General features: G+C 61.4%; 22 protein-coding genes. 14 read left to right on the top strand and 8 right to left on the bottom strand.

The window, feature by feature from the left end; translation table 11 throughout:
- Positions 1-61: 61 nt before the first annotated feature.
- The 6 genes from AC2VNO_RS16105 (at position 62) to AC2VNO_RS16080 (ending at position 6,822) form a co-directional block, all read left to right on the top strand.
- On the top strand, positions 62-1,648 hold the full coding sequence (locus tag AC2VNO_RS16105) for a GGDEF domain-containing protein (protein WP_486935075.1): 1,587 nt from the start codon (positions 62-64) through the stop codon (positions 1,646-1,648).
- A gap of 99 nt (positions 1,649-1,747) precedes the next feature.
- On the top strand, positions 1,748-3,355 hold the full coding sequence (locus AC2VNO_RS16100) for a diguanylate cyclase domain-containing protein (RefSeq protein WP_486935074.1): 1,608 nt from the start codon (positions 1,748-1,750) through the stop codon (positions 3,353-3,355).
- Positions 3,356-3,396: 41 nt separating this feature from the next.
- Positions 3,397-4,215, top strand: a complete 819-nt coding sequence (locus AC2VNO_RS16095; RefSeq protein WP_486935073.1) for an RnfABCDGE type electron transport complex subunit B — start codon at positions 3,397-3,399, stop codon at positions 4,213-4,215.
- 33 nt (positions 4,216-4,248) lie between these two features.
- Positions 4,249-4,884, top strand: coding sequence for an endonuclease III (gene nth / locus AC2VNO_RS16090; RefSeq protein ID WP_486935072.1), 636 nt, complete (start codon positions 4,249-4,251; stop codon positions 4,882-4,884).
- A gap of 119 nt (positions 4,885-5,003) precedes the next feature.
- Positions 5,004-6,065, top strand: a complete 1,062-nt coding sequence (locus AC2VNO_RS16085; RefSeq protein WP_486935071.1) for a hypothetical protein — start codon at positions 5,004-5,006, stop codon at positions 6,063-6,065.
- Between the two features lie 19 nt (positions 6,066-6,084).
- Positions 6,085-6,822, top strand: a complete 738-nt coding sequence (locus AC2VNO_RS16080) for a YdcF family protein (protein WP_486935070.1) — start codon at positions 6,085-6,087, stop codon at positions 6,820-6,822.
- Positions 6,823-6,833: 11 nt separating this feature from the next.
- Here AC2VNO_RS16080 and AC2VNO_RS16075 read toward each other — a convergent pair whose 3' ends face one another.
- The 3 genes from AC2VNO_RS16075 to AC2VNO_RS16065 are packed head-to-tail and all read right to left on the bottom strand — an operon-like array spanning position 6,834 to position 9,872.
- Positions 6,834-7,841, bottom strand: a complete 1,008-nt coding sequence (locus tag AC2VNO_RS16075; protein ID WP_486935069.1) for an ArsA family ATPase — start codon at positions 7,839-7,841, stop codon at positions 6,834-6,836.
- A gap of 39 nt (positions 7,842-7,880) precedes the next feature.
- Entirely contained in the window at positions 7,881-8,180 is a 300-nt protein-coding gene (locus AC2VNO_RS16070; protein ID WP_486935093.1) for a cory-CC-star protein, read from the bottom strand.
- A 15-nt stretch (positions 8,181-8,195) separates the two neighbouring features.
- The gene (locus AC2VNO_RS16065; RefSeq protein WP_486935068.1) at positions 8,196-9,872 is read right to left on the bottom strand and encodes a carbon starvation CstA family protein; all 1,677 of its coding nucleotides are present in this window, start codon (positions 9,870-9,872) and stop codon (positions 8,196-8,198) included.
- A 282-nt stretch (positions 9,873-10,154) separates the two neighbouring features.
- On the opposite strand from AC2VNO_RS16065, the gene AC2VNO_RS16060 reads away from it, so the two are divergent.
- Positions 10,155-10,439, top strand: a complete 285-nt coding sequence (locus AC2VNO_RS16060; RefSeq protein WP_486935067.1) for a hypothetical protein — start codon at positions 10,155-10,157, stop codon at positions 10,437-10,439.
- Between the two features lie 7 nt (positions 10,440-10,446).
- Here the strand turns inward: AC2VNO_RS16060 and AC2VNO_RS16055 are convergent, their stop codons facing one another.
- Positions 10,447-11,106, bottom strand: coding sequence for a glutathione S-transferase family protein (locus AC2VNO_RS16055; protein ID WP_486935066.1), 660 nt, complete (start codon positions 11,104-11,106; stop codon positions 10,447-10,449).
- 200 nt (positions 11,107-11,306) lie between these two features.
- On the opposite strand from AC2VNO_RS16055, the gene AC2VNO_RS16050 reads away from it, so the two are divergent.
- The 6 genes from AC2VNO_RS16050 to AC2VNO_RS16025 all read left to right on the top strand — a co-directional run bounded on the left by AC2VNO_RS16050 (position 11,307) and on the right by AC2VNO_RS16025 (position 20,369).
- On the top strand, positions 11,307-11,678 hold the full coding sequence (locus AC2VNO_RS16050) for a response regulator transcription factor (RefSeq protein WP_228576479.1): 372 nt from the start codon (positions 11,307-11,309) through the stop codon (positions 11,676-11,678).
- Entirely contained in the window at positions 11,678-13,741 is a 2,064-nt protein-coding gene (locus AC2VNO_RS16045) for a 3'-5' exonuclease (RefSeq protein WP_486935065.1), read from the top strand. Before AC2VNO_RS16050 ends, AC2VNO_RS16045 begins: the two co-directional genes overlap by 1 nt.
- The gene (locus AC2VNO_RS16040) at positions 13,738-13,935 is read left to right on the top strand and encodes a hypothetical protein (protein WP_486935064.1); all 198 of its coding nucleotides are present in this window, start codon (positions 13,738-13,740) and stop codon (positions 13,933-13,935) included. The genes AC2VNO_RS16045 and AC2VNO_RS16040 overlap by 4 nt, the downstream gene beginning before the upstream one ends.
- Before the next feature lie 4 nt (positions 13,936-13,939).
- Positions 13,940-16,705, top strand: a complete 2,766-nt coding sequence (locus tag AC2VNO_RS16035) for an ATP-binding protein (protein WP_486935063.1) — start codon at positions 13,940-13,942, stop codon at positions 16,703-16,705.
- A 278-nt stretch (positions 16,706-16,983) separates the two neighbouring features.
- Complete coding sequence (locus AC2VNO_RS16030) at positions 16,984-18,975, top strand: methyl-accepting chemotaxis protein (protein WP_486935062.1); 1,992 nt, start codon at positions 16,984-16,986, stop codon at positions 18,973-18,975.
- 173 nt (positions 18,976-19,148) lie between these two features.
- Positions 19,149-20,369 carry an EAL and HDOD domain-containing protein gene (locus AC2VNO_RS16025; protein WP_486935061.1) on the top strand — a complete coding sequence of 407 codons (1,221 nt, stop codon included), beginning with the start codon at positions 19,149-19,151 and terminating at the stop codon, positions 20,367-20,369.
- Positions 20,370-20,386: 17 nt separating this feature from the next.
- Here AC2VNO_RS16025 and AC2VNO_RS16020 read toward each other — a convergent pair whose 3' ends face one another.
- From AC2VNO_RS16020 to AC2VNO_RS16010, 3 genes are all read right to left on the bottom strand, one after another.
- Positions 20,387-21,511, bottom strand: a complete 1,125-nt coding sequence (locus AC2VNO_RS16020; RefSeq protein WP_486935060.1) for a DUF294 nucleotidyltransferase-like domain-containing protein — start codon at positions 21,509-21,511, stop codon at positions 20,387-20,389.
- Positions 21,512-21,617: 106 nt separating this feature from the next.
- On the bottom strand, positions 21,618-21,920 hold the full coding sequence (locus AC2VNO_RS16015) for an HlyU family transcriptional regulator (RefSeq protein ID WP_486935059.1): 303 nt from the start codon (positions 21,918-21,920) through the stop codon (positions 21,618-21,620).
- A 138-nt stretch (positions 21,921-22,058) separates the two neighbouring features.
- A complete protein-coding gene (locus AC2VNO_RS16010; protein WP_486935058.1) occupies positions 22,059-23,279 on the bottom strand; it encodes an argininosuccinate synthase in 1,221 nt (406 codons plus the stop codon).
- A gap of 205 nt (positions 23,280-23,484) precedes the next feature.
- Between AC2VNO_RS16010 and rnt the strand changes: the two genes are divergently transcribed.
- Positions 23,485-24,150 (top strand): ribonuclease T, encoded by a 666-nt coding sequence (rnt, locus tag AC2VNO_RS16005; protein WP_486935057.1) that lies wholly within the window; start codon positions 23,485-23,487, stop codon positions 24,148-24,150.
- Between the two features lie 9 nt (positions 24,151-24,159).
- Here rnt and AC2VNO_RS16000 read toward each other — a convergent pair whose 3' ends face one another.
- On the bottom strand, positions 24,160-24,798 hold the full coding sequence (locus tag AC2VNO_RS16000; RefSeq protein WP_486935056.1) for an HPF/RaiA family ribosome-associated protein: 639 nt from the start codon (positions 24,796-24,798) through the stop codon (positions 24,160-24,162).
- Between the last annotated feature and the right edge of the window lie 37 nt (positions 24,799-24,835).

Here is a 24,835-nt window from a genome sequence, read left to right as displayed (position 1 = left end):
ACATTAACCACACCGGTACGCCAGCCTCTGGTGGCACCGAACGTTCGCACAGGCGCGTTCCATGAAAGCACTGCAGGGCTCATTGCGTAACCGCTTTTTATTATCGCTTTGTGCCGTGCTGTGTATGGCCCTGCTTGCCCTCGTCGCCATTGCGCGCTTTCAGATAATGCCCATTCTGCTGGAGGACGAGGAGCACTTCGCCAATACCGAGCTGGATCGCATCGAACGGTCGCTGAGCAGCGAGCTCAATCATATTCGCCGCTTGGCGGAAGACTGGGCGTACTGGGACGATACCTACGATTTCGTGCAGGGCCTGCGTCCAGAGTTCGTCGACTCCAATCTCTATGAGTCGACATTGGAGACACTGGATCTCGACATGATGCTGTTCCTGACCGAGAGCGGTGCGCCCCACTGGGTGGTGGGGTACGACGAAGAGGGGGAATTCACTTCCTGTCCTGGCGTCATGGCGCCCTGCGACTGGGCCAGCCGGGCCGTCACTTTTCTTGCTCGCTATATCGAGCACGGGCTCGAGGATCACACTCATACCTGGCTGCTGGCAACGCCGTATCTTGCTCTCGGGGGCCTGTCCCCGATCCACCAGAGCCGTGAAGATTCACCTTCCGTGGGCTGGTTGGCCGTCGTCAGGCCGCAAAGCGAAGCCTGGCTCGAGCAGTTGAGCGACACCACAGGCATCCAGCTCGAGCTGAGCGGTGTACCGGCCCAGGAGTCGGCACATGACCATTTGGAAAGGATCTCACCAACGCAAATGGTGGCCAGCCGTTTCGTTCCGGCTCTGCCCTCGAATCGTGGCGTACGCATCGATGCCCAGCTGCCTCGCCAACACTATCAGGCAAGCCTGGAAACGTTTCGCTTCGCCCTCTATTGGACCAGTGGCGTGCTGATTGCAACTCTAATGATCGTGCTCTGGTTGCTCGAACGTATGGTTCTTGCACCTCTGCGCGAACTGGCGGGCTTTACGCAGCAGCTGCATCATTCCGCCATGCCGACCACCATGCCCGAGAGGCTGCTAACAAGGGACGATGAAATCGGCACCCTGACGCGCGAGTTTCGTAGCCTGCTGGCACATCAGAAACGTCAGTCCGAACAGCTTCTCGAGCTGACTCTGCATGACCCCCTGACTGGAGTAGCCAATCGCCGTATGTTCGATCAACGCTTTGCCGAAATGCTGCGCCGGGCAGACCGCCAGCATCCACATGCGGCCATGATGATCGATATCGACCACTTCAAGCTTTACAACGACCACTACGGCCATCAGGCGGGCGATGCCTGCCTGATGGCCCTCGCCCAGTGCATGCAATCGCTGCTATCGCCCCGGGGCTTCCTCGTCGCCCGTACCGGTGGGGAAGAGTTCAGCGTTCTGCTCCCCAATACCTCACTGGAGGATGCACAAGAGCACGCTCGCGCTCTGCTGCAGGCGATCAGCGAGCTTGAATTGCCGCATGAATTTTCTCCGACCAGCCCTTACGTAACGGTCAGCATCGGCATAGCTGCGATGCAGAAGGAACTGACAACGCCGGGCGATATCATGCGCTCCGCCGACCAAGCCATGTACCAGGCCAAGGCAAGCGGTCGCAACCGGGTGGCAGTCCATGAGGCCCCCGGTCAGGTCAGCCTGCTCGAGCGTTGACCCACCTACTCTCGTCTTCTCTTAGAGCGACCGGTCAGGTCCGGCCATTGCGTGCCGGGTTCGTCAGTCTTGCCACTCTCGCCATCTGGTTTCTTCCTTATGCTCACCTCGCTCAGTCACCGCTTCTTCATTTCACTCGGCGCAGTTCTCACCATCGCCGTGCTCGCCCTGGTGCTGATTGGCCGCTGGGTCGTCATGCCGGCGCTGATCGAAGAGGAGCAGTTCATGGCGAGCGCAGAGCTTGACCGTATAGAGCGCAGCCTGGCCCAGGGGCAGGGCACTCTACTGGCGCAAGCCCGCGACTGGGCTCACTGGGATGACACCTACCTGTTCGTACAGGGCCGGCACGAAACGTTCACCGACGCCAACTTCAGTCGCGACATGTTCGAGGAGATGCACTACCAGACCATACTATTCTTCACTGTCGATGGTTCGCTGCACTGGGTTGCCGGCATCGATCCAGACAGCGACAGATACGTCAGCTGTGCAACCATCGCCGCGGAGTGCGCTTGGACGAGGCGTATCGTCGATACCCTGCAGCCAATGCTTGCCAATGTTCCGCAAGAGGGCTCGCTGTTGCTGCTGGCCTCACCCTGGCCGTCACAGGTAGCCATCAGCACGATAATGACGACGAATCGCAGCGGTCCTACAGGTGGATGGCTGGTCAAGGTGCGCCTGCTCGATGAGCGTATGGAAGAATCTCTGAGCGCGCAGACCGGGCTGCCCGTTCTGCTCGACAGCCTGAGTATGGCCGCCTTGCAGCAGCACACGAAGGGACATGACCCGGGCAGTACTCTGGTGGAATATACTGACGAAGGCGAAATTGCGGCCAATCGCTTTCTGTCCAGCCATCAACCCGACGACATGCTGTGGCTCAGCACACGCGTATCGCGAGACCGCTTTCGCGCCAGCACGAATATCTTTCGCTATGCCCTGTTCTGGACTGCCGGACTTCTGCTGGTCATCATTGCCATCGTGCTGATTTTGCTCGAGAGCATGGTACTGGCTCCTCTGCGTCGTTTCTCGCGCTTTACCAAGCAGCTGCATCAAGCCCAGGTAACCGAGGACCTGCCGGCTCCCCTGCTGCAGCGGCGCGACGAGATCGGCACCCTTGCGCGCGAGTTCCAGGCCTTGTTGAGCTACCAGCGGCAGCAAACCGCACGACTTCTGGACCTCTCCCAACACGATCCACTGACGGGAGTCGCCAATCGGCGCCTGTTCGATGACTCTCTCGCCCTGGCTTTGGAGAACCTGCCGACAGCGAACGCCAGCGTGTCGGTGCTCATGCTCGATGTCGATCACTTCAAGCTCTACAACGATCATTACGGTCACCCCATGGGCGATTCCTGCCTGGTTGCCATCGCAAATTGCATGGAAGGGTGTCTGGGTGGCCAGGGTTTCCTAGTGGCCCGCACCGGTGGTGAGGAGTTCAGCATCCTGCTCGAAGGTGTAACCGTCGAGGAAGCACACGAACATGCCGACGCCTTGCGCCAGGCCATCGTCAAACTGGAGCTACCCCATGCCGCATCGCCTACCGCCGAGGTAGTGACTGCCAGCATCGGCGTGGCCTGCTGTTCTCATATCAAGTGCTGTAGCGCCCAAGCACTGATGAAAGCGGCAGACCAGGCGCTGTACTTGGCCAAGGCCGCAGGACGCAATCGGGTGAGGGCGCTCGGTATCGACAGTGAGTCGGCCGCACAAGCCTGAGCGGCATGCACGGTATGTCGGCTCAGGGGTTGGAGCGTATAATGGCGCCTCAACATGCACCCACCCCGACAGGAGCGACAGTGACCGGCGAGCCAACGCTGATCGACGCCATCGATGCTCTGCTGCCGCAGACTCAGTGCGGCAAGTGCGGCCACCCCGGCTGCCGTCCCTATGCTGAGGCCATCGCAGAGGGCGAAGCCATCAATCGCTGTCCACCCGGCGGTGAAGAAACCCTTGCACGGCTGGCTGCATTGACCGACCGCCCCGCCCTGCCGCTCGAACAGCCGGCTCAGCTCCCTTTGGCCGCCGTGATACGCGAAGCGGAGTGCATCGGTTGCACCAAGTGCATCCAGGCCTGCCCGGTGGATGCCATTCTCGGCGCCAGCAAGCGTATGCACAGCGTGATCAGCCAGGAGTGCACCGGCTGCGAGCTTTGCGTGGCGCCCTGCCCCGTGGACTGCATTGACCTGGTACCGCACCCCGAATGGGAGGCCGCCAAGGATGAAAGCGAGCGACAGCACTATCTTGCTCGTCGTGCGCGCCTGGGCCGCGAGCGTCACGCGGCGCGCCAGCAGCGCCTGGCGCGCCTGGAACGTGAACGTCGCATGGAGCGACAGCGGCGCATGATTCGGCAAGGCACCCGTAGCTCTCCCTCACGCATGGGCTCCTCCCCGCAGCAACGTCAGCGCCAAATGGCCGTCAAGGCAGCCGAGCAGGCAGTAAGACGAGCTCGAATGCAGTGCGAGAGCGCACAGCGAAGGGACGATCATGCTGCCAGGCGTCTTGCCGAAGCGCAGCTCGAACAGGCCAACACCCTGCTCGAACAAGCGCGAGCCGCCCTGACACCGAACGCGCCGTAACGCCCCGACCGCCGTGATGAGCCAGCTAACGCCATGAACGCCCAAAAACGCTACGACATCTTCTTCCGCCTGCGCGAGCACAACCCGCAACCCACTACGGAACTCGACTGGAGCAGCCCTTTCGAGCTGCTGACCGCCGTGCTGCTTTCCGCCCAGGCCACCGACGTAGGAGTCAACAAGGCTACCGCTCGGCTTTTCCCGGTTGCCAACACGCCCCAAGGGATTCTCGATATCGGTCTCGATGCACTGAAGCAGCACATCAAGACCATCGGCCTTTTCAATACCAAGGCCGAGAACCTGATGAAAACCTGCCGCATGCTGGTCGAACAGCACGGCGGCGAGGTGCCACGCACCCGTGCCGAACTCGAAGCACTGCCGGGCGTAGGTCGCAAGACCGCCAACGTCATACTCAACACTGCCTTCGGCGAGCCGACCATCGCCGTCGATACCCATATTTTTCGCGTTTCCAACCGCACGCGAATTGCCCCGGGCAAGAACGTGGTGGAAGTCGAGCAAAAACTGCTGCGCCATGTGCCCAAGGAGTTTTTGCGCGATGCCCACCACTGGCTGATCCTGCACGGGCGCTATACCTGTGTGGCACGCCGTCCCCGCTGCGGCAGTTGTGTGATTGAGGACTTGTGCGAATACAAGGAAAAAGTCGACATCTGAGCAGCGGCAGCGCGAGTCGTGCCCTGCGCAAGACGATATTAGACGAATGAGGGTTTTGCATAACACGGCACAGTCATGGACGATGACGCAGAACGAACAACAATAACCCGAGCCGAACCATGCAATTACACGACCGCCCAATCGGTGAGCGTATCGAGGCCTTGCTGGCACTCTCCCGCGAGCATGCCAATACCTTCTGCAGCCCATCGGCATGGTTGTCTCGTGAACGCTATCTAGCCAACCACCCTACCCGCATCCTGGTGATGAAATGCATGGATGGGCGGATCCACCTTCCCCACGCCACCCGCACGCCGCTTGGCATCATCACGCCCTTTCGCAATCTCGGTGGTATCTTCCACCTAGGGTGGCCCTATCTCGGCGAAATGCTCACTGATGCCGTGGACGATGCCATCAAAGGCGGCAGCGGTGTGCTATTGATCATCAGCTACCACTTTTCTCGCGGCGACCCCGCTCGCGGTTGTGCCGGTTTTGCCTGTGACGCGGACGCCGCCTTGGCCCACGCTTACGAGATGCGCCATCAGGCCGAGCAGATATTCGGCCGCGATCATCGCAACGTCTACCCGCTGGTTTGCGGTTTCGAAACCGATACCGATGCCCTCATCATCCATGGCAGCAACGGCGAGACACTCGATATCGGCGACCTCATGCTCAACGACGAAGGCGAGCTTGGGGGCCGTGTCGCTCGACTGTGCCCCGACATGCCAGGCGACATTCGTCGTGACCTGCTGCCCCTGTTACAGGGCAACCTGCAGCACGTCGACTCCCTGCGCGACACGGCTCGCGAGCTGGATATCGAACATCGTGAATGGGTCATTTGTATAGGCCGTGGCTTCGACTTCCTGCATCTGCCCAACACGGCCTTGATCGTCGGCCCTTACAGCCCCGACCTCTCCCAACCCATCGCCACGGCCGGCGCCATCATAAACGCCAACATGAAGGCCGGGCGCATCCCCGACGACGGCTTGCTGCTGCTGGCCTCGACGCCCTACGAATCGATCGGGGTGGATCGTTCGCGTGCCGAGCTGAAGTCCCGTTTCCTGTCGGAGTTCGCCGCCAGGGTCATCACACGTGAGCACCCAGCGCTGGCGAGCCGCATGATCACACGAACGGCAGTCGTGCACTGGCCGAGCCGGCGACTGGAACTCCTGGAACACGCTTGATCGGGCCGCGACCATGACCATGCTCAAGATTCTCCTACTGCCGCCCACGATCAACGTCGTGCTGATACTGCTGGGCCTGCTGTTGAGTCCGAAAAGACTGCTGGGCGCACTGCTGCTCCTCGTGGGACTCACCAGCCTGCTGCTGCTCGCCACGCCGATGGCCAGCCATACGCTGCGCCAAGGGCTGGAGCCCTATTCACCGCCGTCTCAAAGCCAGCTCGAAAGCGCCGAGGCCATCGTCATACTTGGCGGCGGACGCGACTATGTCGCACCGGAGTTCGGCTGGGGCGACGCGCCGGCCAATCCCACCTGGCGTCGACTGGCCTATGGAGCCCACCTCTACCGCCAGAGTGAGTTGCCGATCATGGTCAGCGGTGGAAGGGTACATGATGAGAACAGCGCCGAGGCCAGCCTGATGGCTGCCGCTCTGCGTGACGTCTTCGATGTTCCGGTTCTCTGGCTGGAGGGAGAGAGTCGCAACACCGCGGAGAATGCCCGCTTCAGCGCCGACCTGCTGCGCGCCGATGGCATTGGCCGAGTGGCACTGGTGTCACAGGCCTGGCACCTGCCGCGCGCCGTGGCGGAATTCGAGGCACAGGGGCTTACCGTCGTGCCAGCCCCTACCGAATTCACCAGCCCGCCGCCCAGCGGGCTGGCCGCGTGGCTGCCACGTGCCTATCACCTCAATCAAAGTACACGCGCACTGAATGAGTGGATGGGGCAGGCAGGCATTTGGCTTCGTGGCCTGCTGCCTTGAGTTTCGGGCGATCAAAAACCAGCCGTTTCCAGACGGGTAGCCAGCTCCTCGAGCATGGCGATTCCTTGCACGTCACTCTCCAGCAGCGGCAGCTTCGGCCTCGGCAGGTGAGCGAACTGCTCATCGATACGTGTCAGATAAGTTGCCTCCTGCTCACGTCTGGCGCGCATGAACCCGCCTTCAGCAGTCTCGGGAATCACACGATTCACCAGCGTTCCGGCGACCGGTACCTTGGCCGCCTCCAGTGCCGCCACCGCACGTCCCGTCTCGAGTATGGGCAGGCGCTCGGGCGTCAACACGAACAGAAAGCCGCTCTCCTGAGAGTTCTCGATGCGCCGCCGAGCGCGATGGAACAGCCGCCGACGTTCGACCAAGGTCCGCGCCACGTCACGTGTACGCTCGTCGAGGTCGCTGAATGGGTCCTCCTGAGGGTCGTCGAAGGGGGTGGCCACGTCACGTCCTCGCTTGGGCGTGAGGTGAGAGAGCACCTTGCCCAGCTCTTCGGATTTGCGATTGTGTGCCAGCAAGCCATCGGTCCAGGCCGCCATGGCCTCGGGCAGCGACAATAGCCGCAAGGTATGCCCCGTGGGTGCGGTATCGAAAATCACCAGGTCATAGGGCGCTTCGTCATCGACGATGAGCCGTGAGATTCGCTCCAGCAGCGCCGCCTCTTGGGTACCCGGCGACTGCCGGGTCAGACGCATTTGTCGCTCCAGCTCCTGCATCATCTCCGGCGCCGCATAGCGACGCATCTGCTGGGTGACCCGCGACAGGTGCGCCTCTACCTCGGCGTCCGGGTCGATCTCCATGGCATCGAGATTGGGCAGCAGTCGCCGCGGCACATCTCCAAGCTCACGGTCGAACACATCGCCTAGACTGTGCGCGGGATCGGTGGAGACTACCAGTACACGCCGTTCCCGCCGCGCCGCAAGCACCGCCAGCGAAGCGGCCACGGTGGTCTTGCCCACGCCACCCTTGCCGCCTACCCAAAGCAGGCGTTTTCCAAGCAGATCCTTCATTCCAATCCCTACTTAATCAGCTTCGACCTGGCAGGACGCTCAACAGCACTTGAAATGGTCCAGGGGCGATCTCTCCATGCCCATGCGCCGGTGCCAGTCATGAAAGCGTTCGAGCAGCAGCGGCTGCAGTTCCAGGGTGTAATAGGCAGCCGGATTGGGCACCCCCATCATCTCCGAGAACACCAGCAGCATGAACAGATCGTCCTCGTCACGCCGGGCCCGGGCAATCGCCCCCCGATAGCGCGAGGAGTAGACCTCCTCGGCGAAGAAACGGGCCTGGCTCAGCCAGGCCCGAATCCGTTCACGAGGATCATGCGATGGATCATGATCGTCCTTCATCTCATTCACCGTAGCTCACTCCTGTTGCTCGGCCATTTCCGCCCGAGAACGCTTGAGCGCCGAGGCGCATTCCATGGCCACCAGGATGGCCGCGATCAGCACCACGATATCGAGGAACAGCAGGAAGTAATTACCTTGTTCGAAGAAGGTGCGCAGTTGAATCAACAGCGCGCCGATGGTCATCACCAGCAGGAAACACAGCGGCGCCAGGGTGTACCACATGGGCCGACGCAGGCGTACCAGCATGACCGTAATCACCAGCAGGGTCAGGCCGGCCAGCAGCTGATTGGTGGTGCCGAACAGCGGCCAGATGATCATGCCGCCTGTGCCATCGGCACCGCCGGCGCCAAAGGCCAACAGCAGACAGCTGCCGACCGCCAGCAGCGTCGCGGGAACGTTCTTCTTCATCCACGGCTGGTTATATATTTCGCCCCACTCCTGGAAGATATAGCGCTGCAGGCGCAGGCCCGTGTCCATGGTGGTGCCGGCAAACAGCGCCGCCATGACCGTGAGCAGGGTGGCCGCGGTCACTTCGTTGAGCCCCAGGCCGTTGTGGATCATGTAGGCACCGCCCTCGACGAAGGCATTGACACCGCCCTGACCGAAGGCGGTGTACATCGCCTGCCAATCGGCGAACGTCGCGAAACCGGCAGTCGCCGCCAGAATGGCCGCCAGCGCCAGCATGCCTTCCCCTACCGCGCCGAAGTAGCCGACGAAACGGGCATCGGTTTCGAGATTGAGCTGCTTCGAGGTAGTGCCGGAGGACACCAAGCCGTGGAAACCCGAAATGGCGCCGCAGGCGATGGTCACGAACAACAGCGGTATCAGCGAAGGCGTTCCCGCCGGCACATCCGTATTGAAAGCCGGTGCCACCAGGGTCGGGTTGAGCAGCACGATCGAACCGTAGAGCACGATCAAGCCAATGAACAGCTGCAAGCCGTTGATGTAGTCGCGCGGCTGCAACAGCACCCACACCGGCAGCAACGAAGCGATGGCGGCATAAGCGAACAGGATCAGGATCCATACGGCATTGCCGGAAAGACCGCCCACTTCGGACGGCATCTGCACCGGCACTGCAGGGCCGATGAAGATCAGCACATAGAGCGCTATGACCCCCAGCACGGAGACCACCGGCAGGCTGAGAATGCGGCGATAGATCAGCTGTCCGATGATCAGCGCCACCAGGATCGCTCCCCATACCGGTACTACCGCGGTGGAGAAATTCATCATCAGCCCGGCGATCACCACGGCAAAAACCGCGTTGACCATCAGCAGCACGAGGAAGATGACGATCATGAAGATGCTACGGGCACGCTTTCCGACCACATCGCCGGTCAAAGCGCCTACGGATTTGGCCTTGTTGCGCACACTGGCCCAGATCGCGCCGAAATCATGGATACCGGCAAAGAAGATGGTGCCGAACACGACCCACAGGAAGGCCGGAAGCCAGCCCCAGATCACTGCAATGGCCGGCCCGACGATGGGGGCGGCACCCGCCACCGAGGTGAAATGGTGCCCCCAGAGGATGAAGCGATTTGTGGGTACGAAGTCGACTCCGTCTTCGAACTCATGGGCTGGCGTCTTGAAGTCGGGATCGAGGCGATAGATCTTGGTGGCAATGAAACGCGAGTAGAAAAAGTAACCCGCGGCCATTCCGCCAAGCCCTAGAATCAGCAGAACGATAGCACTCATTCCGATCGGCTCCTTTTTGAGGAAGATGTTCTTCTTCTTTCTTGCTGGCTCGCATGTTTCGCGAAGCGTCAGGTATCCAGCGCGTTGGGCACTGACCTGAAATGATGCGCAGAGCAAGCCGACAAGTCCAACTTTCGGCCTTAATCTGTACGCAATCTACCCCTAAAGTCTTAACGCATACCGTGGTGAAGCTGGGCTGCTGACATGATCAAAGGTCGTACATCCTCGACGGGGCACGCAGGTTACGCTACCTCACAGCAGTTCCTGAACGATGAGACCGTCATGCAAGAAAGCCTGCTTCAACTCGTCATGGCCGGTGCCTTCGGCGCCTTCATAGGCCTGCTGTTCCGCGTGACTCGGCAGCCGGGTCAGGCACGTGCGTCGACCTACGCCCTGGTCGGCCTGGCTGCCGGTATTGCGGCCTACCTGATCTTTCATGTTCTGACCCGTACCACGGGCGCTCCGCCCTGGCTGTTACCGGTGCTGGTACTGGCGCAGGTGTGGCTGTGGCTCGGGCCCTTGGGTCCCAAGTTCCGCAAGGTCGGAGGCAATGACAACGGTCGCTGACCCTGGCTCAGCCAATCCCGAATTCGCCGCCTTGCGCCACTGCCCTACGGTAACCGTCACGCTGGCGACACCGGTCGAGAAACTCCTGGAGGTTTGGATAGCCCTCGAGGCCTCCTCGGCCCTCCAGGGCAAGCACGGGGAAGCTCATCTGAATGTCGGCGGCACTGAAGCGTTCACCGGCAAACCACTTGCCGTTCGACAGCGCCTCCTCCCAGTACTGCCGGAGCGAGCGGATTTCCGGTCCTAGAAACTTCTGCTCCACCCCCTTGGCGAACATTCGCCCCAGTGGCCGAACAAGTGCCGGTACCGGTGGTTGGCTAAGCCGGGAAAACACGAGCCGCATGACCAACGGCGGCATCGCGGTGCCTTCGGCATGGTGCAACCAGAAGCGAAAGCGTTCGTAGGCTTCATCCCCCGGCATGGGGCGCAGCTTCGATTCGGGATCGTGACGATCGAGCAAATACTCCAGGATTGCGCCCGACTCGGCGATGACACGCCCATCACGACTCTCATCGGAGATGACCGGCGACTTGCCCAGGGGATGAATGGCCTTGAGGGACGCGGGCGCCCTCAGCGTTTTGGGGTCCCGTCGGTATTCGATCACTTCGTAAGGTGCGCCTAGCTCTTCCAACAGCCATAGCACGCGTTGAGAACGGGAATTTTGCAAATGGTGGACACGTATCATTGCACGACTCTCTTTGAAAACACGGCATCGGCTCCCGAGGAGAACAGAACCGGCCCGGAAGGTAAATGAAACGAGTGGGGGCGAAGAGCGTGGCAGTTTGGCCCAAGGTCGTCTTTGCTGACTCGAACCCGCGCACTAGACTGGTGATTAACAAGCTATAAATACGCCCCGAGGAGTGATGAATGGCCAAGGTACTGGTGGTAGACGATGAACCCAACATCGTCCTGTCGCTGGAGTTCCTGATGCAGCAGGCTGGTTTCGACGTTGACACGGCCGACGATGGCGAAGGGGCACTGGCCAAGGTCGAGGCGTCTCCGCCCGACTTGATTCTTCTGGACATCAGCCTGCCCGGTATCAGCGGCTTCGACGTACTGGAGCAGTTGCGTCAAGACTCACGTCATGCACGACTTCCGATCATCATGCTGACGGCCCATGGGCGCGAAGTAGAACGCGAAAAAGGGCTGGCCCTGGGCGCCGACGACTATGTCACCAAGCCTTTCTCGACCCAGGCCCTGGTGGAGAAGGTCAAATCCCTGCTGGCCGAGGACGCCTGATGAGGGGCGGAAAACTGCCCAAGCGACAACGCCTGATCGGCTTGTGGCTACTTCTCAGCGGTATCAGCCTGCTCGGCGGGGCTCTCTTCGCCGCCTGGCTGGACAGCTTGTTTCAACCGGAGGGCCTGGCGCGAGCCGTGCTATGGCTGGGCTGTTTTTCCGGCGGTGGAACCATCTTCCTGGTGGGTTTGCTGCTCGAACGCATGCTGTTCACGCCACTACGCCACCTTCAGGTACAGTTGGCGCGCCTGGTAGCCAACCCCGATGCCCGCGAGGATTATCCACCCGAAGGCTGGTTGCGGGGGCTGGGGCCTGACCTGATGCGCGTGCGCGAAGCCTGGCGCAGCGACCGAGCCCGTCTCGCCACGGCACATGCCGAAGGGGCACGCAGCGCCGCGCGCATACGCCAGGAACTCGAGACGCTGTTGCAAGTGCTCGATACCCCACTGCTGCTGTGCGATCACCACCGTCGCCTGCTGCTGTTCAACCAGGCTGCAGAAGCGCTCTTCGCAGGCCACCCCGGGCTCGGCCTCGGCAAACGGCTGGATACCTTATTGCCGGTAGCGAGCCTGCAGGACTCGCTCGGACAGCTACCCGACGACGGCTCGCCCCGTGAACTCCTGGTACCTTGCAACGAACGCTGGCTGCACATTGCCATGCGCCGTGTGCCCCAGAGCAATGGCGAAACGCTGTTGACCCTGGACGACGCCACCGCAGCCTGGACCAGCGAGATGGGTGCTCGGGCCGACCTCGCGGAGCGCGTGGCTCCACTGCGCCGGCACGGGGCAAGTCTGGCCAGCGCCGCCGAAGCCCTGGGGAGCGTACGGCATGCCAGACACATCGATGAGACCCTGCGCCTGCGGCTCGAAGCGGTGATCGATGAGGAGAGTCGCGCCCTGGGGAGCGAGATCGAGAATCTCGGTCGCCTCATCGATGACATGCAGAAGCAGGGGGAGCGGCTGGTGCCCCTCTGGTCCAACGACCTGTGGCAATCTCTCAATGAAAGACTGGGAGACAACCCCATCGTGGTATTACCCATCGGCATGCCGGCATGGTTCAAGGGCGATGCACCGGCGCTACTCGTCCTGCTCGACTCTCTGCTCAAGCGGTTGAGCGCACATACCGGGGTCACCGATTTCGAAGGCGAGATGCTGCTTGGCAACCGCCGAGTCTATCTCGATTTGATCTGGCCCGGACGCCCGCTGCCCCAGCGCGAGTTGGCCAACTGGTGCGCCCAGCGTCTGGAGAGTCTGCCGCTCTCACCGCGAGTCGGTGACCTGCTACGACAGCACGCCAGCGATGCCTGGAGCCTGGCCGACTCTGACGGTAAGCATGCGCGCCTGCGGTTACCGCTGCCAGCCATGGAGCGGGTCGGCGCACCGCCCAGCCAGTTACCGCCGCGGCCGGAGTTCCACGACTTCGGCATCGCCGACCTGCCACCTCCCGATGCCGAACTGGCCCGCCGCCCACTGCGTGCCCTCGAGATCGTGGCATTCGATACCGAAACCACGGGCCTGGAGCTGCGCCGGGGCGATACGGTCATCAGTATCGGTGGCTGTCGCATCGTCAATGCGCGGCTGCTGGCCAGTGACATCTTCGACGTGCGGGTCGACCCGGGCATACCGATCCCGCCCGCCAGCACCGCGATACATGGCATCACCGACAGCGATGTGGCCGGCGCCCCGCCGCTATCGGTAGCGCTGCCACGCTTCCGCGACTTTGTCGGTGAAGCCGTGGTCCTGGCCCACAATGCCGCCTTCGACCTGCTAGCGCTTCAATCGCCTGGAAGTGGTATCACCCTCGAGATGCCGGTGCTCGATACGCTGCTGCTCTCCCGCGCCCTGGACGAGAGTCTCGATGGACACGACCTGGACACCCTAGCCGAGCGCTATGATCTGAGTTTCCCCCCGGGAACTCGCCACACGGCCCTGGGCGATGCACGAGTCACGGCTGAACTGTGGCTGGCGCTGTTGCCACGCCTGGAAGCACGCGGTATCGAAACCCTCGAGCAGGCGCTGGCGCTTCAAGCCACCGCCTTCGATAGGGAGGATGCCTGTACATGAACGCCGCTTCCACCCAAGCCAGACTCATGGCGCTGATCGGCCTGGCGCTGCTGCTCTTCTCACCACCGCTGGTGCTGATCTTCGATCGACCCGAGCCAGGTCTGTCCTGGCTTCCGCTCTATCTCTTCGTGGTCTGGCTGCTGGTGATCGGCCTGACGGCCTGGCTGATGGAGCACCGGCGGGAGGAGAAGTGACGCGATGAGGACGGATCCGGTAGTGCTGACGGTAGCCTTCGGCTATCTGGCGCTACTGTTCGTGATCGCTGCCTGGGGCGACCGGCGCGCCGAACGCGGCCGCTCCATCATCGGCTCGCCCACCGTCTATGCACTGTCGATCGCGGTTTACTGCACGGCCTGGACCTTCTACGGCAGCGTGGGTCGAGCTGCGGAGTTCGGCCCCAGTTTCCTGTTGATCTATCTCGGTCCCACCCTGGCGATGCTGATGGCGCCGATGATGATCCGCAAGATGGTCAGAATCGCCAGCGCACAGCGCATCACCTCCATAGCGGACTTCATCAGTGCCCGGTATGGCAAGAGTTCGAGCCTCGGCGCGCTGGTTGCCATCATCGCCCTGATCGGCATCACGCCCTATATCGCTCTGCAGCTCAAGGCCATCACCTTGAGTCACGCCGTTCTCGTCAACTATCCCGATGCCGCTGACTTCCGCCTGGCCGATGAGAGCTTCTGGGTCGACAAATCCTTCTGGGTGGCGCTGGTGCTGGCGGTGTTCATAATCCTGTTCGGCACCCGCCACCTGGATGCCAGCGAGCGCCATGAAGGTATGGTGGCCGCCATCGCTTTCGAGTCGCTGATCAAGCTCGTAGCGTTCCTGACGGTGGGGATCTTCGTGGTCTTCGTGCTGTTCAACGGCCCCGGCGACCTGTTCCGCCAGGTGGTGGAAGCGCCTGAACTCACGGGTGTACTGGGGCTCGATGCCGTTCCCGGTGGTGCCATCGGCTGGGTCGGTACCCTGGTACTCGCCTTCCTCGCGTTCCTTACCCTGCCTCGGCAATTTCAGGTGCTGGTGGTGGAAAACGTCGATGAACGACACCTGGAGCGCGCCAGCTGGCTGTTCCCGCTCTACCTGGTTGCCATCAATCTGTTCGTTATTCCCATCGCCATGGCCGGGTTGTTGCTGCCAGTAGGCAACAGCGACCCCGACAGTTTCGTCCTGACCCTACCGCTGTCGGCGGGGATCGAGGGCATTCCGCTGCTGGTCTTCATTGGCGGACTGTCGGCCGCCACCGGTATGGTGATCGTCGAGACCATCGCACTCTCAACCATGGTCAGCAACCAGCTGATCATGCCGCTCCTGCTTCGTTCGAAACGACTCCATCTCAGCTCCCAGGGCGAACTGGCCGGCTGGCTGCTGGGAATCCGCCGAGTGGCCATCGTGTTGATTTTGCTGCTGGGGTATCTTTACCACGCGCTGATAGGTGACTCCTACAGCCTGGTGACCATCGGCCTGGTCTCGTTCGTCGGCGCTGCCCAGTTCGCGCCGGCAATGCTGATAGGCATGTATTGGCGCGGGGCAACTCTCGCCGGAGCCACGCTGGGCCTGCTGGCCGGTTTCCTTATCTGGTTTTATACCTTGCTATTGCCGGGCTTCGCTCAGTCTGGCTGGCTCGAGGCTACGTTCCTCGAGCAAGGTCTGCTGGGTCAGGCATGGCTGCGCCCCTATGCCCTGTTCGGACTCGAAGGCTTCGATATCTACAGCCACTCACTGATGTGGAGCCTGCTGGCGAACGTGGGCCTACTGGTCGGCGTTTCGCTCTTTACCCGCCAGACGCCGGTGGAACAGACCCAGGCAGCCCTCTTCACCGAGGCCATGAACCCCGGGCTCCAGCACACGTCGCTGTGGCGCGGCCAGACGACGCGGGGCGAGCTGCAGAGCCTACTCAACCGCTACTTGGGGGCCACCGCCACAGCGCGAATCCTGGCCGATCAGCATGGCAACCCGGCTGCCGACGCTCCTGCCCCACCGGCGCTGATCGCCCGTGCCGAACAGGCCCTGTCGGGCGCACTGGGCAGCGCCTCGGCCCGGGTCCTGATCAATTCCGTGGTTCGCGGCGAGGCGCTGGATCTCGAATCCATCCTCAGCATTCTCGACACCACCTCACAGACGTTGGAATACAACCGTCGCCTCGAGCAGAAATCGAATGAGCTCGCCCGCATCGGCGAGGAGCTGCGCGCCGCCAACGAACGTCTGCGGGAGCTCGATCGCCTCAAGGATGAGTTCGTGGCCATGGTCAGTCATGAACTGCGTACGCCTCTGACCTCGATCCGCGCCTTTGCCGAAATCCTGCGCGACGGCAAGGATCTGCCGGAAGAAAAGCGCGTGCATTTTCTCGAGGTGGTGGTGCTGGAAAGCCAGCGTCTGTCGCGACTGATCGAGGAGATTCTCGACCTGGCGCGCCTGGAAAGCGGCCGGCTGACGCTGAGTCCGCAACCGCTGGACCTGGTTGCCCTGATACGACACAGCGTGGATGCCGTGCATCGATTGCAGGAAGATCGCGGCGTCTCGCTCGAGGTCGACCTGGACCTCGAAGAAGCGCCGATCGTCGGCGACCCCGACCGACTGGAGCAGGTGATCATCAATCTGCTCGACAATGCGGGCAAGTTCGCCGACGACGACGCTCCCAGGGTGCGCCTGCACCTGGCACGGCACAAGCAGAGCTTTCGCATGAGCGTCGAGGACAACGGGCCGGGAATCGATCTGGACGAGCGCGAGCGCGTCTTCGAAAAATTCCACCAGATCAAGCGTTTCGGTGGGTCCAGCGGCAAGGCTCGCGGCCGCCCACGCGGCAGTGGCCTGGGGCTGCCGATAAGCCGCGGCATCGTCGCCCACCTTGGCGGCCGTCTCTGGGTCGACGACGCTCCCACCCTTCACGGCGCCTGCCTGGTGATGGAGTTGCCCGAAGCGTTGGATGAAGCCCGACGTGAAGAAGAAGAGAAGTCTGGCTGAGCCCAGACGATTCTTACCTTTTCATGGCGGTTTCGTGACGAATTCTCAAGTCACTTAACTTTTGGCCGATAGCCACCATGTAGAGGGGCTTCGGCCTCCTCTCAATCAGTCCGTTCCCCGTACTTTCATAAGTACTTTCATAACAACAATACCCCACCACACGTCGGTCCATGTCGCCCTTCACCCGAACGAAAGGCGGCTATGCACCACGACCGAAAATATTTGCCGGTGGAACGGTACCCCGACGACTACAAAATAGCCTGAAAGAGAGCCCATAAATGAGAGCATTGTCCCGCTTGACTCTTACGCAAAAACTACTCGGCGCCATAGGCCTGCCGCTATTGGTGGCGTTCCTGTGCCTTGGCGTGATCGTGCATACCCAGCTCAACGCCACCATCCCACCAATGGTGGAAAACGCCAGCATGCGCCAGGTGGAAGCCCGCGCCGACGAGATCGGTCGCTGGATCTCCGGCTATCGGACCCTGCTGAGCGGGCTGGCCAAGGATGAACGATTGGCCGAGCCCACTGATGTCGAGTCGCACCTCACATGGCTCGCGTCCCGCCACCCAGGCGATACCACCATCGAGTCGTTCTACTTTGCCGATGCCACTGGCGACACCATCACCCATACCGGAGCTCGGGCGGACATTTCCGGGCGCGACTACTTCAGAGAGCTGGTCATCGACGGTACGGCAGAGCGCCTTCTCGGTAATCCGGTGATCTCTCTCGTGAGCGGCAAGCCGACGGCCATTGTCGCCGAGACCATCTTCGACGCGCGCGGCAATCGGGTCGGTCTGCTAGGTATCACGCTCTCCATGGCGGCGGTATCCGATATCACCTCGGCCATCGATGCCGGTGAGGGCAGCTACGGTTATATGGTCGACCGCACCGGCATGGTCGTTGCCCATCCGGACCCCGAGATCCGCATGGCACTTCGCGTCACCGAAGCCGACCAGGCTGGATTCAGCGGCGCCAATGCGCTGGGCCAGCAGATGATGGAAGGCCGTGCCGGGATCGGCCAGGTCACGTCCCCTTTCGGCGGAGCCGTGACCATGGTCTGGCATCCCGTCTCTGGAACCGATGGATGGGTGCTAGCCGCCGCCATCCCCAATACGGTATTCACCGGCGTCAGCCGGAACCTGCTCTTCTCACTGCTGCTCGCCGGCGTCGCCACGCTGGCACTGCTATTGACCATCGTGACGCTCTCTTCACGCAAGGTACTATCTCCCATTCGTCGGACCACGCTTGCCATGGCGGACATCGCTCAGGGCAAAGGCGACTTGACGCAGCGCCTGAAGGTGGACAGCCACGATGAAGTCGGCCAACTTGCCACCCAGTTCAATGCCTTCGTCGAGCGCATGCAGAACACGCTGCTTCAGGTCCGCGGAAACGCACGCACGGTGCTGGCCGGCGCTGGAGACATCGCCGACGGCACCCAGGAACTCTCCTCGCGCACCGAGCAGGCCGCAGCCAACCTGCAGGAAACCTCCGCCTCCATGGAGGAGATCCACTCTACCGTGTCCCATACGGCTCAGGCCTCCGAACAGGCCAATGGGCTGGCGATTAATGCAGCAGGCGTGGCCGAGCGCGGCAATGCGGCCATGACCGAGATGCGCAGCAAGATGGCGGCCATCGATGAGTCGGCCAACAAGATAGGCAATATCATTGGGCTGATCGACTCGATCGCCTTTCAGACCAACATCCTGGCGCTCAACGCCTCGGTGGAAGCGGCTCGGGCCGGCGAACATGGGCGCGGTTTCGCCGTGGTGGCCCAGGAAGTACGTAACCTGGCCAGTCGCTCCTCCGACGCGTCGAAGGATATCCGCGGACTGATCGACACCTCGGTCAAACACACCCAGGCGGGTGGCGAGATCGTCAAGGCAGTCGCCGAGCACATGGAGGAGCTGCGCCAGAGTGTGGTTCAGGTCTCGGATGTGATCAGCGAAATCACCGCCGGTGCCCGCGAGCAGACGGCGGGTATCGAACAGGTCAATACGGCAGTGGCTGAGATGGACACCATGACGCAGCAGAACGCCGCCATGGTCAACCAGAGTGCCGGCTTGGCTGCCGCAATGCATGAGAATGCTAGACTGCTCGACGAGCTGATGTCCTCGTTCGTACTGGGCGATACGCCAGCCAATACCGCCACGGCACCTAGCGCCCGGCCACAACGCGCAATTCCGGCCGCCCTGGCCCGACCGATGGCCGACCCCAAACCGCAGGCCCACCAGCGAGTGAAGGAAGTCGAAGAAGAGTGGGAAACCTTCTAAACGCGGTCATTTGCGGCAAGTAGCCCGTTCGGGCTGCCTGCCGCTATCGCTCTTCCGGAGATAGTGCAACCAAGCCTGCGTCTCTCAGTGTCTCTTTTATTCATAACCTGGGTTAAAGAAATTCTTCTCACGGCCGATTTCAAACGAAGGAGCCATAAAACCGAGAACGAGAGATGACACAGGGAATCGATAGTGCAGATAGACTTCTACTGGCTTCACAGCCGATCTTCGACCGTGCGAATGACATCTACGGGGTCGAGCTCTTCTATCGCAATGAAGCCGGGTTGGGTGCCTTGGACGTCGGGGAAAGTCTGGCTACCTCAGAAGTCGTGTATCACCTGAGCACTGCTATTACACGCCGGGCCAATATTACCAAAGTGCCTGCCTTCATAAATGTCTCCACGAATCTGCTACTCTCCCCCCATTTCCTGCCGGTCGCCCCCAGTCAAGTCGTCATCGAGCTGGTCGAGAGAATCGTACCCAGCGAAGCTTTGATCCACGCTGTTCAGTGTCTCCACGATCAAGGCTATCGCTTCGCCCTGGACGATTTCGCCTTCTCTCAACAGTGGGATGCCCTGCTGTCGCTGGCCTCATACATCAAGGTCGATATCTCGACGTTATCGCCGACGACGGTAGAGATGCATAAAAAGCGACTCTCCCACCTGGATGTCAAATGGGTAGCCGAACGCGTTGAAACGCGTGCTGAGCACGAACGCTACCTTGAGATGGGCTTCGACCTGTTTCAAGGCTACTTCTATGCACAGCCGAAACCCGTGTACGGGAAAAAGATTCCAGCCTCCACGCTTCAGGCAACCGTACTCCTTCAGGCACTCTGTCGCCCCGAGCCCGAACTGGGTGAAATCGTTGCGCTGATACAGTCCGACCCGGAACTGGCTTTGAAACTGACGCGTGTGGCGAACAATGCTTTTCATCGTCAACAGGTCCCGATCAGCTCGCTCCATGATGTCGTGACGCGTCTCGGCTTTCGCCAGCTGACCAGTTGGGTCGCCATGTTGGGTTTATTGGGCGAAGCGCAATCCGAACATGCCGAACTGGCACTGACCAGAGCCAAAGCCTGCGAACTCCTCGCGAAAGAACATGAGTTGAATGCGCAGGATGCCTACTTCATTGGACTGCTCTCCACTGTCGATCTCTTGCTGGGCGTTACCGGTGAAGAGTTCTTGAAAGGGATAGAGCTAGATGCCAGCACCAGCGATGCGATACTGCATCGAGCAGGTGTGTACGGTCATATCCTGCATCGTGTAGAGGGTACGGAGCGGCAATTTGCCATGCATGACATCACACTATGCGAGGAAAATTCTTTTCTTCTGGGCCTTTACCACCAAGCGAATCACCACGCTCAAGAGCTGCTGGCCGCCTTGGCGCCAGCGTGACAGGAACAGCATGCGGCTCAGGAGTGGCGGCCTTGCGCCTGTCTGATCAGGCTGCGAATGACCTGCATGTCATGCCGCAACAGCAGGCGTTGGTCCTCCTCGAGCCGGGCCAGGTCGATCCAGCCGTCCGGCGTCCCCCCCGCCTTGAGGCAGTCAATTTGTGTGGTCAACACAAGCGACTGAAGCCTGTCCAGCGCCGCGACCCCCGCCCTTGCCTGTCGAGCCGTCAGTGCTTCACGGAGCACCAGCGCCGAGAGCCGCTGCCGAGTGCCCGGTGTACAAATACCCTGACGAAGGGCCAGCAACCTTACGGCATTGACCAACGGCAGGAGTCCCTGGCGCTTGAGATTGAGCGCATTCTCATGGGGCGCACCTTCCCCATCTCCCGCTAGCCGGCCGAAGCGATCCAGCGCGAGCGGTACTTCATCGAGCAGGTGGGACATTTCATCCAGGAACAGACCCGCCCTGGGCATCAGCAGCGCGACATGACCGGCGAGTGAGCGAGAGAGCTCGGCATCGCCGAAGGCAGGATGGAAATCGAGCAGGATGTTGCTTTGCTGCACGCGTTTGACCCGCCGATCTTGTGTCCACAGTGTCAGCTGGTTCTGCCACTCCGAAAGGCGCTTGCGCCACATGGGCCAGCGCGCCATCACGTGGCCATTGCAAAGGGGAATCCCGGCTCCGTCGAGCCGAGCGGTGAAGCGTTCCCCCAATGACTGGAAGAAGCCATCGATTTCGGTATGGCGGGCATCAGGATACTCGGCCACGATCATGGCGTTATCCTGATCGGGTCCCAACAGGCTTTCGTGACGTCCGGCAGAGCCCAGCGTCAGAACGCAGAACGCCACCGGCGGTTCGCCCCAACCCTGCCCCTGCATGTCATTCAGTGAAAGCTGAATGGCACGCCGATAAAGCATTTCATTGTGATCGCTGATCAGCTGGCTGATACGCCAGGCCGGCAGGTCAAGGCGCATCAGCGCCTCGACCAGTCGCAGCTGCCAGGCGTGCGCGGTCGCCAGGTCGGGGCTAGGCCCCAGCGCTTCCAATGCGTCGCGCAGCGGGGCCAGGAGAGATGCCAGCTCCGGCAAGGTATCGTTGGCGAAGAGGTCACGCCAGGGTGAGGCCCGATGCAGCACTTGCATATCGTCTCCCATCGCACACGCGTCGGGGCAAGTGTAACAATACAAGCGCCGTCAGACACTTGGGCCAACGGATGAGAGCGAGTCCGGTCAGATCATTACCGGTGAATCAGCGCGGCTCGAACATGGCATCGCCAACCTGGTCGATATAACGTTGCGCCTTGCTGACCATCAGCTGATCACAGGCGTCGCGGCCGGGCACCAGGTCGGAGCGTTCGAAGCGGTGCTCAAGCGCCTCCTGGTCGCCGTTGCCCGGCTTGCGAATCCAGCCACTGACCCGGAACTGCCCGCCCTGCTCGACGGGTTCGGATACGATCAGGTAGCCGTTGTACTCCACCGGCTCGGCGGCCTTGGCATTGCCAGGCTTGACGTCACCGCCCCCGAACAGCCCACCCAACAGTTTCTTCAGCATTTGGGATCCTCCCGAAACGGTGACACCGGCCATAAGCCGGTGCCGAACCTATATCCGATGACAGGCAACACCTGATCATGTCGCGAACGAGGAGAGGTTACAGTAGAACTCGAACGCAGCAATGAATCAGCGTTTTCCTTAGCTCTGCTGGCGACCCTTGCCGGCGGCAATACGCAGACGCAGGGCGTTGAGCTTGATGAAGCCCTCGGCATCCTTCTGATTGTAGGCGCCCGCATCGTCCTCGAAGGTCGCGATGGACTCGTCGAACAGCGACTGATCGGACTTGCGACCCACGACGGTGGCATTGCCCTTGTAGAGCTTCATGCGTACCACGCCGCAGACGTTCTTCTGGGTTTCGTCGATGGCGGCCTGAAGCATGCGACGCTCCGGGCTCCACCAGTAGCCGTTGTAGATCACCTTGGCGTATTTGGGCATCAGCTCATCCTTGAGGTGCGCCTCCTCACGGTCGAGGGTGATCGACTCGATGGCACGATGGGCACGCAGCATGATGGTGCCTCCCGGCGTCTCGTAGCAGCCACGGGACTTCATGCCTACATAGCGATTCTCGACGATGTCGAGACGGCCAATCCCGTTGTCGCCACCCAGCTGGTTGAGGGTCTCGAGAACTTCGTGGGGTTTCAGTGCCTTGCCGTCGATGGCAACGATATCGCCCTTGTCGAAGGTCAGCTCGACATAGGTGGGCGCATCCGGCGCGGCCTCGGGCGCCACGCTCCAGCGCCACATGTCCTCTTCGGCCTCGGCCCAGGGATCCTCGAGGATGCCGCCCTCGTAGGAGATGTGCAGCAGGTTGGCGTCCATGGAGTAAGGCGACTTCTTCTTGCTCTTGGAGAAGTCGACGGGAATGTCGTGCTCTTCGCAGTAGGCCATCAGCTTCTCGCGCGACGTGAGGTCCCACTCGCGCCATGGAGCGATCACCTTGACACCGGGCTTGAGCGCGTAGGCTCCCATCTCGAAGCGTACCTGGTCGTTACCCTTGCCGGTGGCACCATGAGAGATGGCATCGGCGCCGGTCTCGTTGGCGATTTCGATCAGGCGCTTGGCGATCAGCGGGCGGGCGATGGAGGTACCCAGCAGGTACTCGCCTTCATAGATGGTATTGGCGCGGAACATCGGATAGACGTAGTCGCGAACGAACTCTTCGCGCAGGTCCTCGATGTAAATCTCCTTTACGCCAAGGGCCTGGGCCTTGGTGCGTGCCGGCTCGACTTCCTCGCCTTGACCGATGTCGGCGGTGAAGGTCACTACCTCGCAGCTGTAGGTTTCCTGCAACCACTTGACGATAACGGACGTGTCCAGGCCGCCGGAATAGGCGAGCACGACCTTCTTGACATCGGACATTCGGGGCTCCTCTCAGATAAATCGGCACAAGAGCCGCAGTATAGCGTGGCTACCGGCCGACGAATACCGGCCGCGGGACGTATCGCGACCAAGCTGGTAGACTTTTCGCCGATGAGAGTCGGCCAGGCCGCGGCAGGTCGCCAAGCGGCCTGAAGCTGACCGCGACAATGACCGGATGCCATAGGCACGCAATGAGGAGAGGCGCATGAGCGAGGCGATCAGCCGCGAGATGATGGCCCAGCGGTTTCGCAGTTTCCTGCCCGTGGTGGTGGACCTCGAAACCGGTGGTTTCAATCCCGAGCGTGACGCCATTCTCGAGATCGCCGCCGTAACGCTGACCATGGACTCCGAAGGCAATCTGCTGCCCGACGCCACCTACGCCTACCATGTGCAACCCTTTACGGGCGCCAACGTGGAACAGTCGGCACTGGACTTCACCGGTATCAAGCTCGACGATCCGCTACGCCAGCGCGTGGCACTTTCCGAGGCCGAGGCGCTGGGAGAGATATTTCGCCCCGTGCGTAAGGCGATCAAGACTCATGGCTGCACACGCGCCGTGCTGGTAGGCCACAACGCCGCCTTCGACCACGGCTTCCTCAATGCTGCGATCCAGCGCTGCGGCATCAAGCGCAACCCTTTCCACCCCTTTTCCAGCTTCGACACCGCCAGCCTGTCGGGGCTGGTCTATGGCCAGACGGTGCTCGCACGTGCCTGTCGTGCGGCGGGTATTCCCTTCGACAATCAAGAGGCCCACTCGGCGCGCTATGACACCGAGCGGACTGCGGAGCTGTTCTGCGCCATCGTCAACCGCTACAAGGATCTCGGCGGTTGGGCGCTGGCACAGCGCGAACAGGGACTCGAGGAGCTTTGAAGCCGGGGCTCAATGGCGCGGCTCCTGCTCCCAGCCGGCGGGCATTTCCAGATCATCGTCACCATCCGCGGAGCCCCCTACACCGGGCTTGTCGATGATCTGCACGGAGCTGGCCTGCAGCCCGTCATCGCCCTCGTTGGGTTCGAAGCGCACCCGGGTGCCCACGGTCAAACGCTCGAAGTCGCTGTGCAGCACCGCATTACGGTGGAAATAGTACTCCTGACCGCTCACGCTCTTGAGGAAACCGTAGCCATCCTGTTCGAACTTGCGGACCACCATCGCCACTGGCGGTAGCGGCTCACCGTCGTGCTGCTTGACCCGCCCGTCGCGTTTGGCCGTCTGCTTCTTGAGCTGCTTCTCCATCGCCTCAAAGGCATTACGAATGATTGGCCGCAGCTGAACTTGTGGATCGGTTACCTTATCGGTCTTTTCCGCTACCAGCTCCCCCTTGGCCGGCAAGGTTACTTCCACCAGGGCACGGTAAGGATTGCCTGTCTTGTGGGGGTTCTGGGTCTGCTCGATGACAACGCGACAGGAGACGATGTCCTTGCTGAAGTTCTCGAGCTTGCTTACCCGGGATCTGACGTACTCGTCGATCCACTCTGAACGAGATACATGCTGATAGGTGATTTCCAAAGGCGTTTGCATCGCTACCTCCCTGCCGTTGCATACCTGAATCCATTTC

This window comes from Halomonas sp. TH-94, from assembly GCF_057473365.1.
This window is presented reverse-complemented; position numbering and strand designations above follow the sequence as displayed.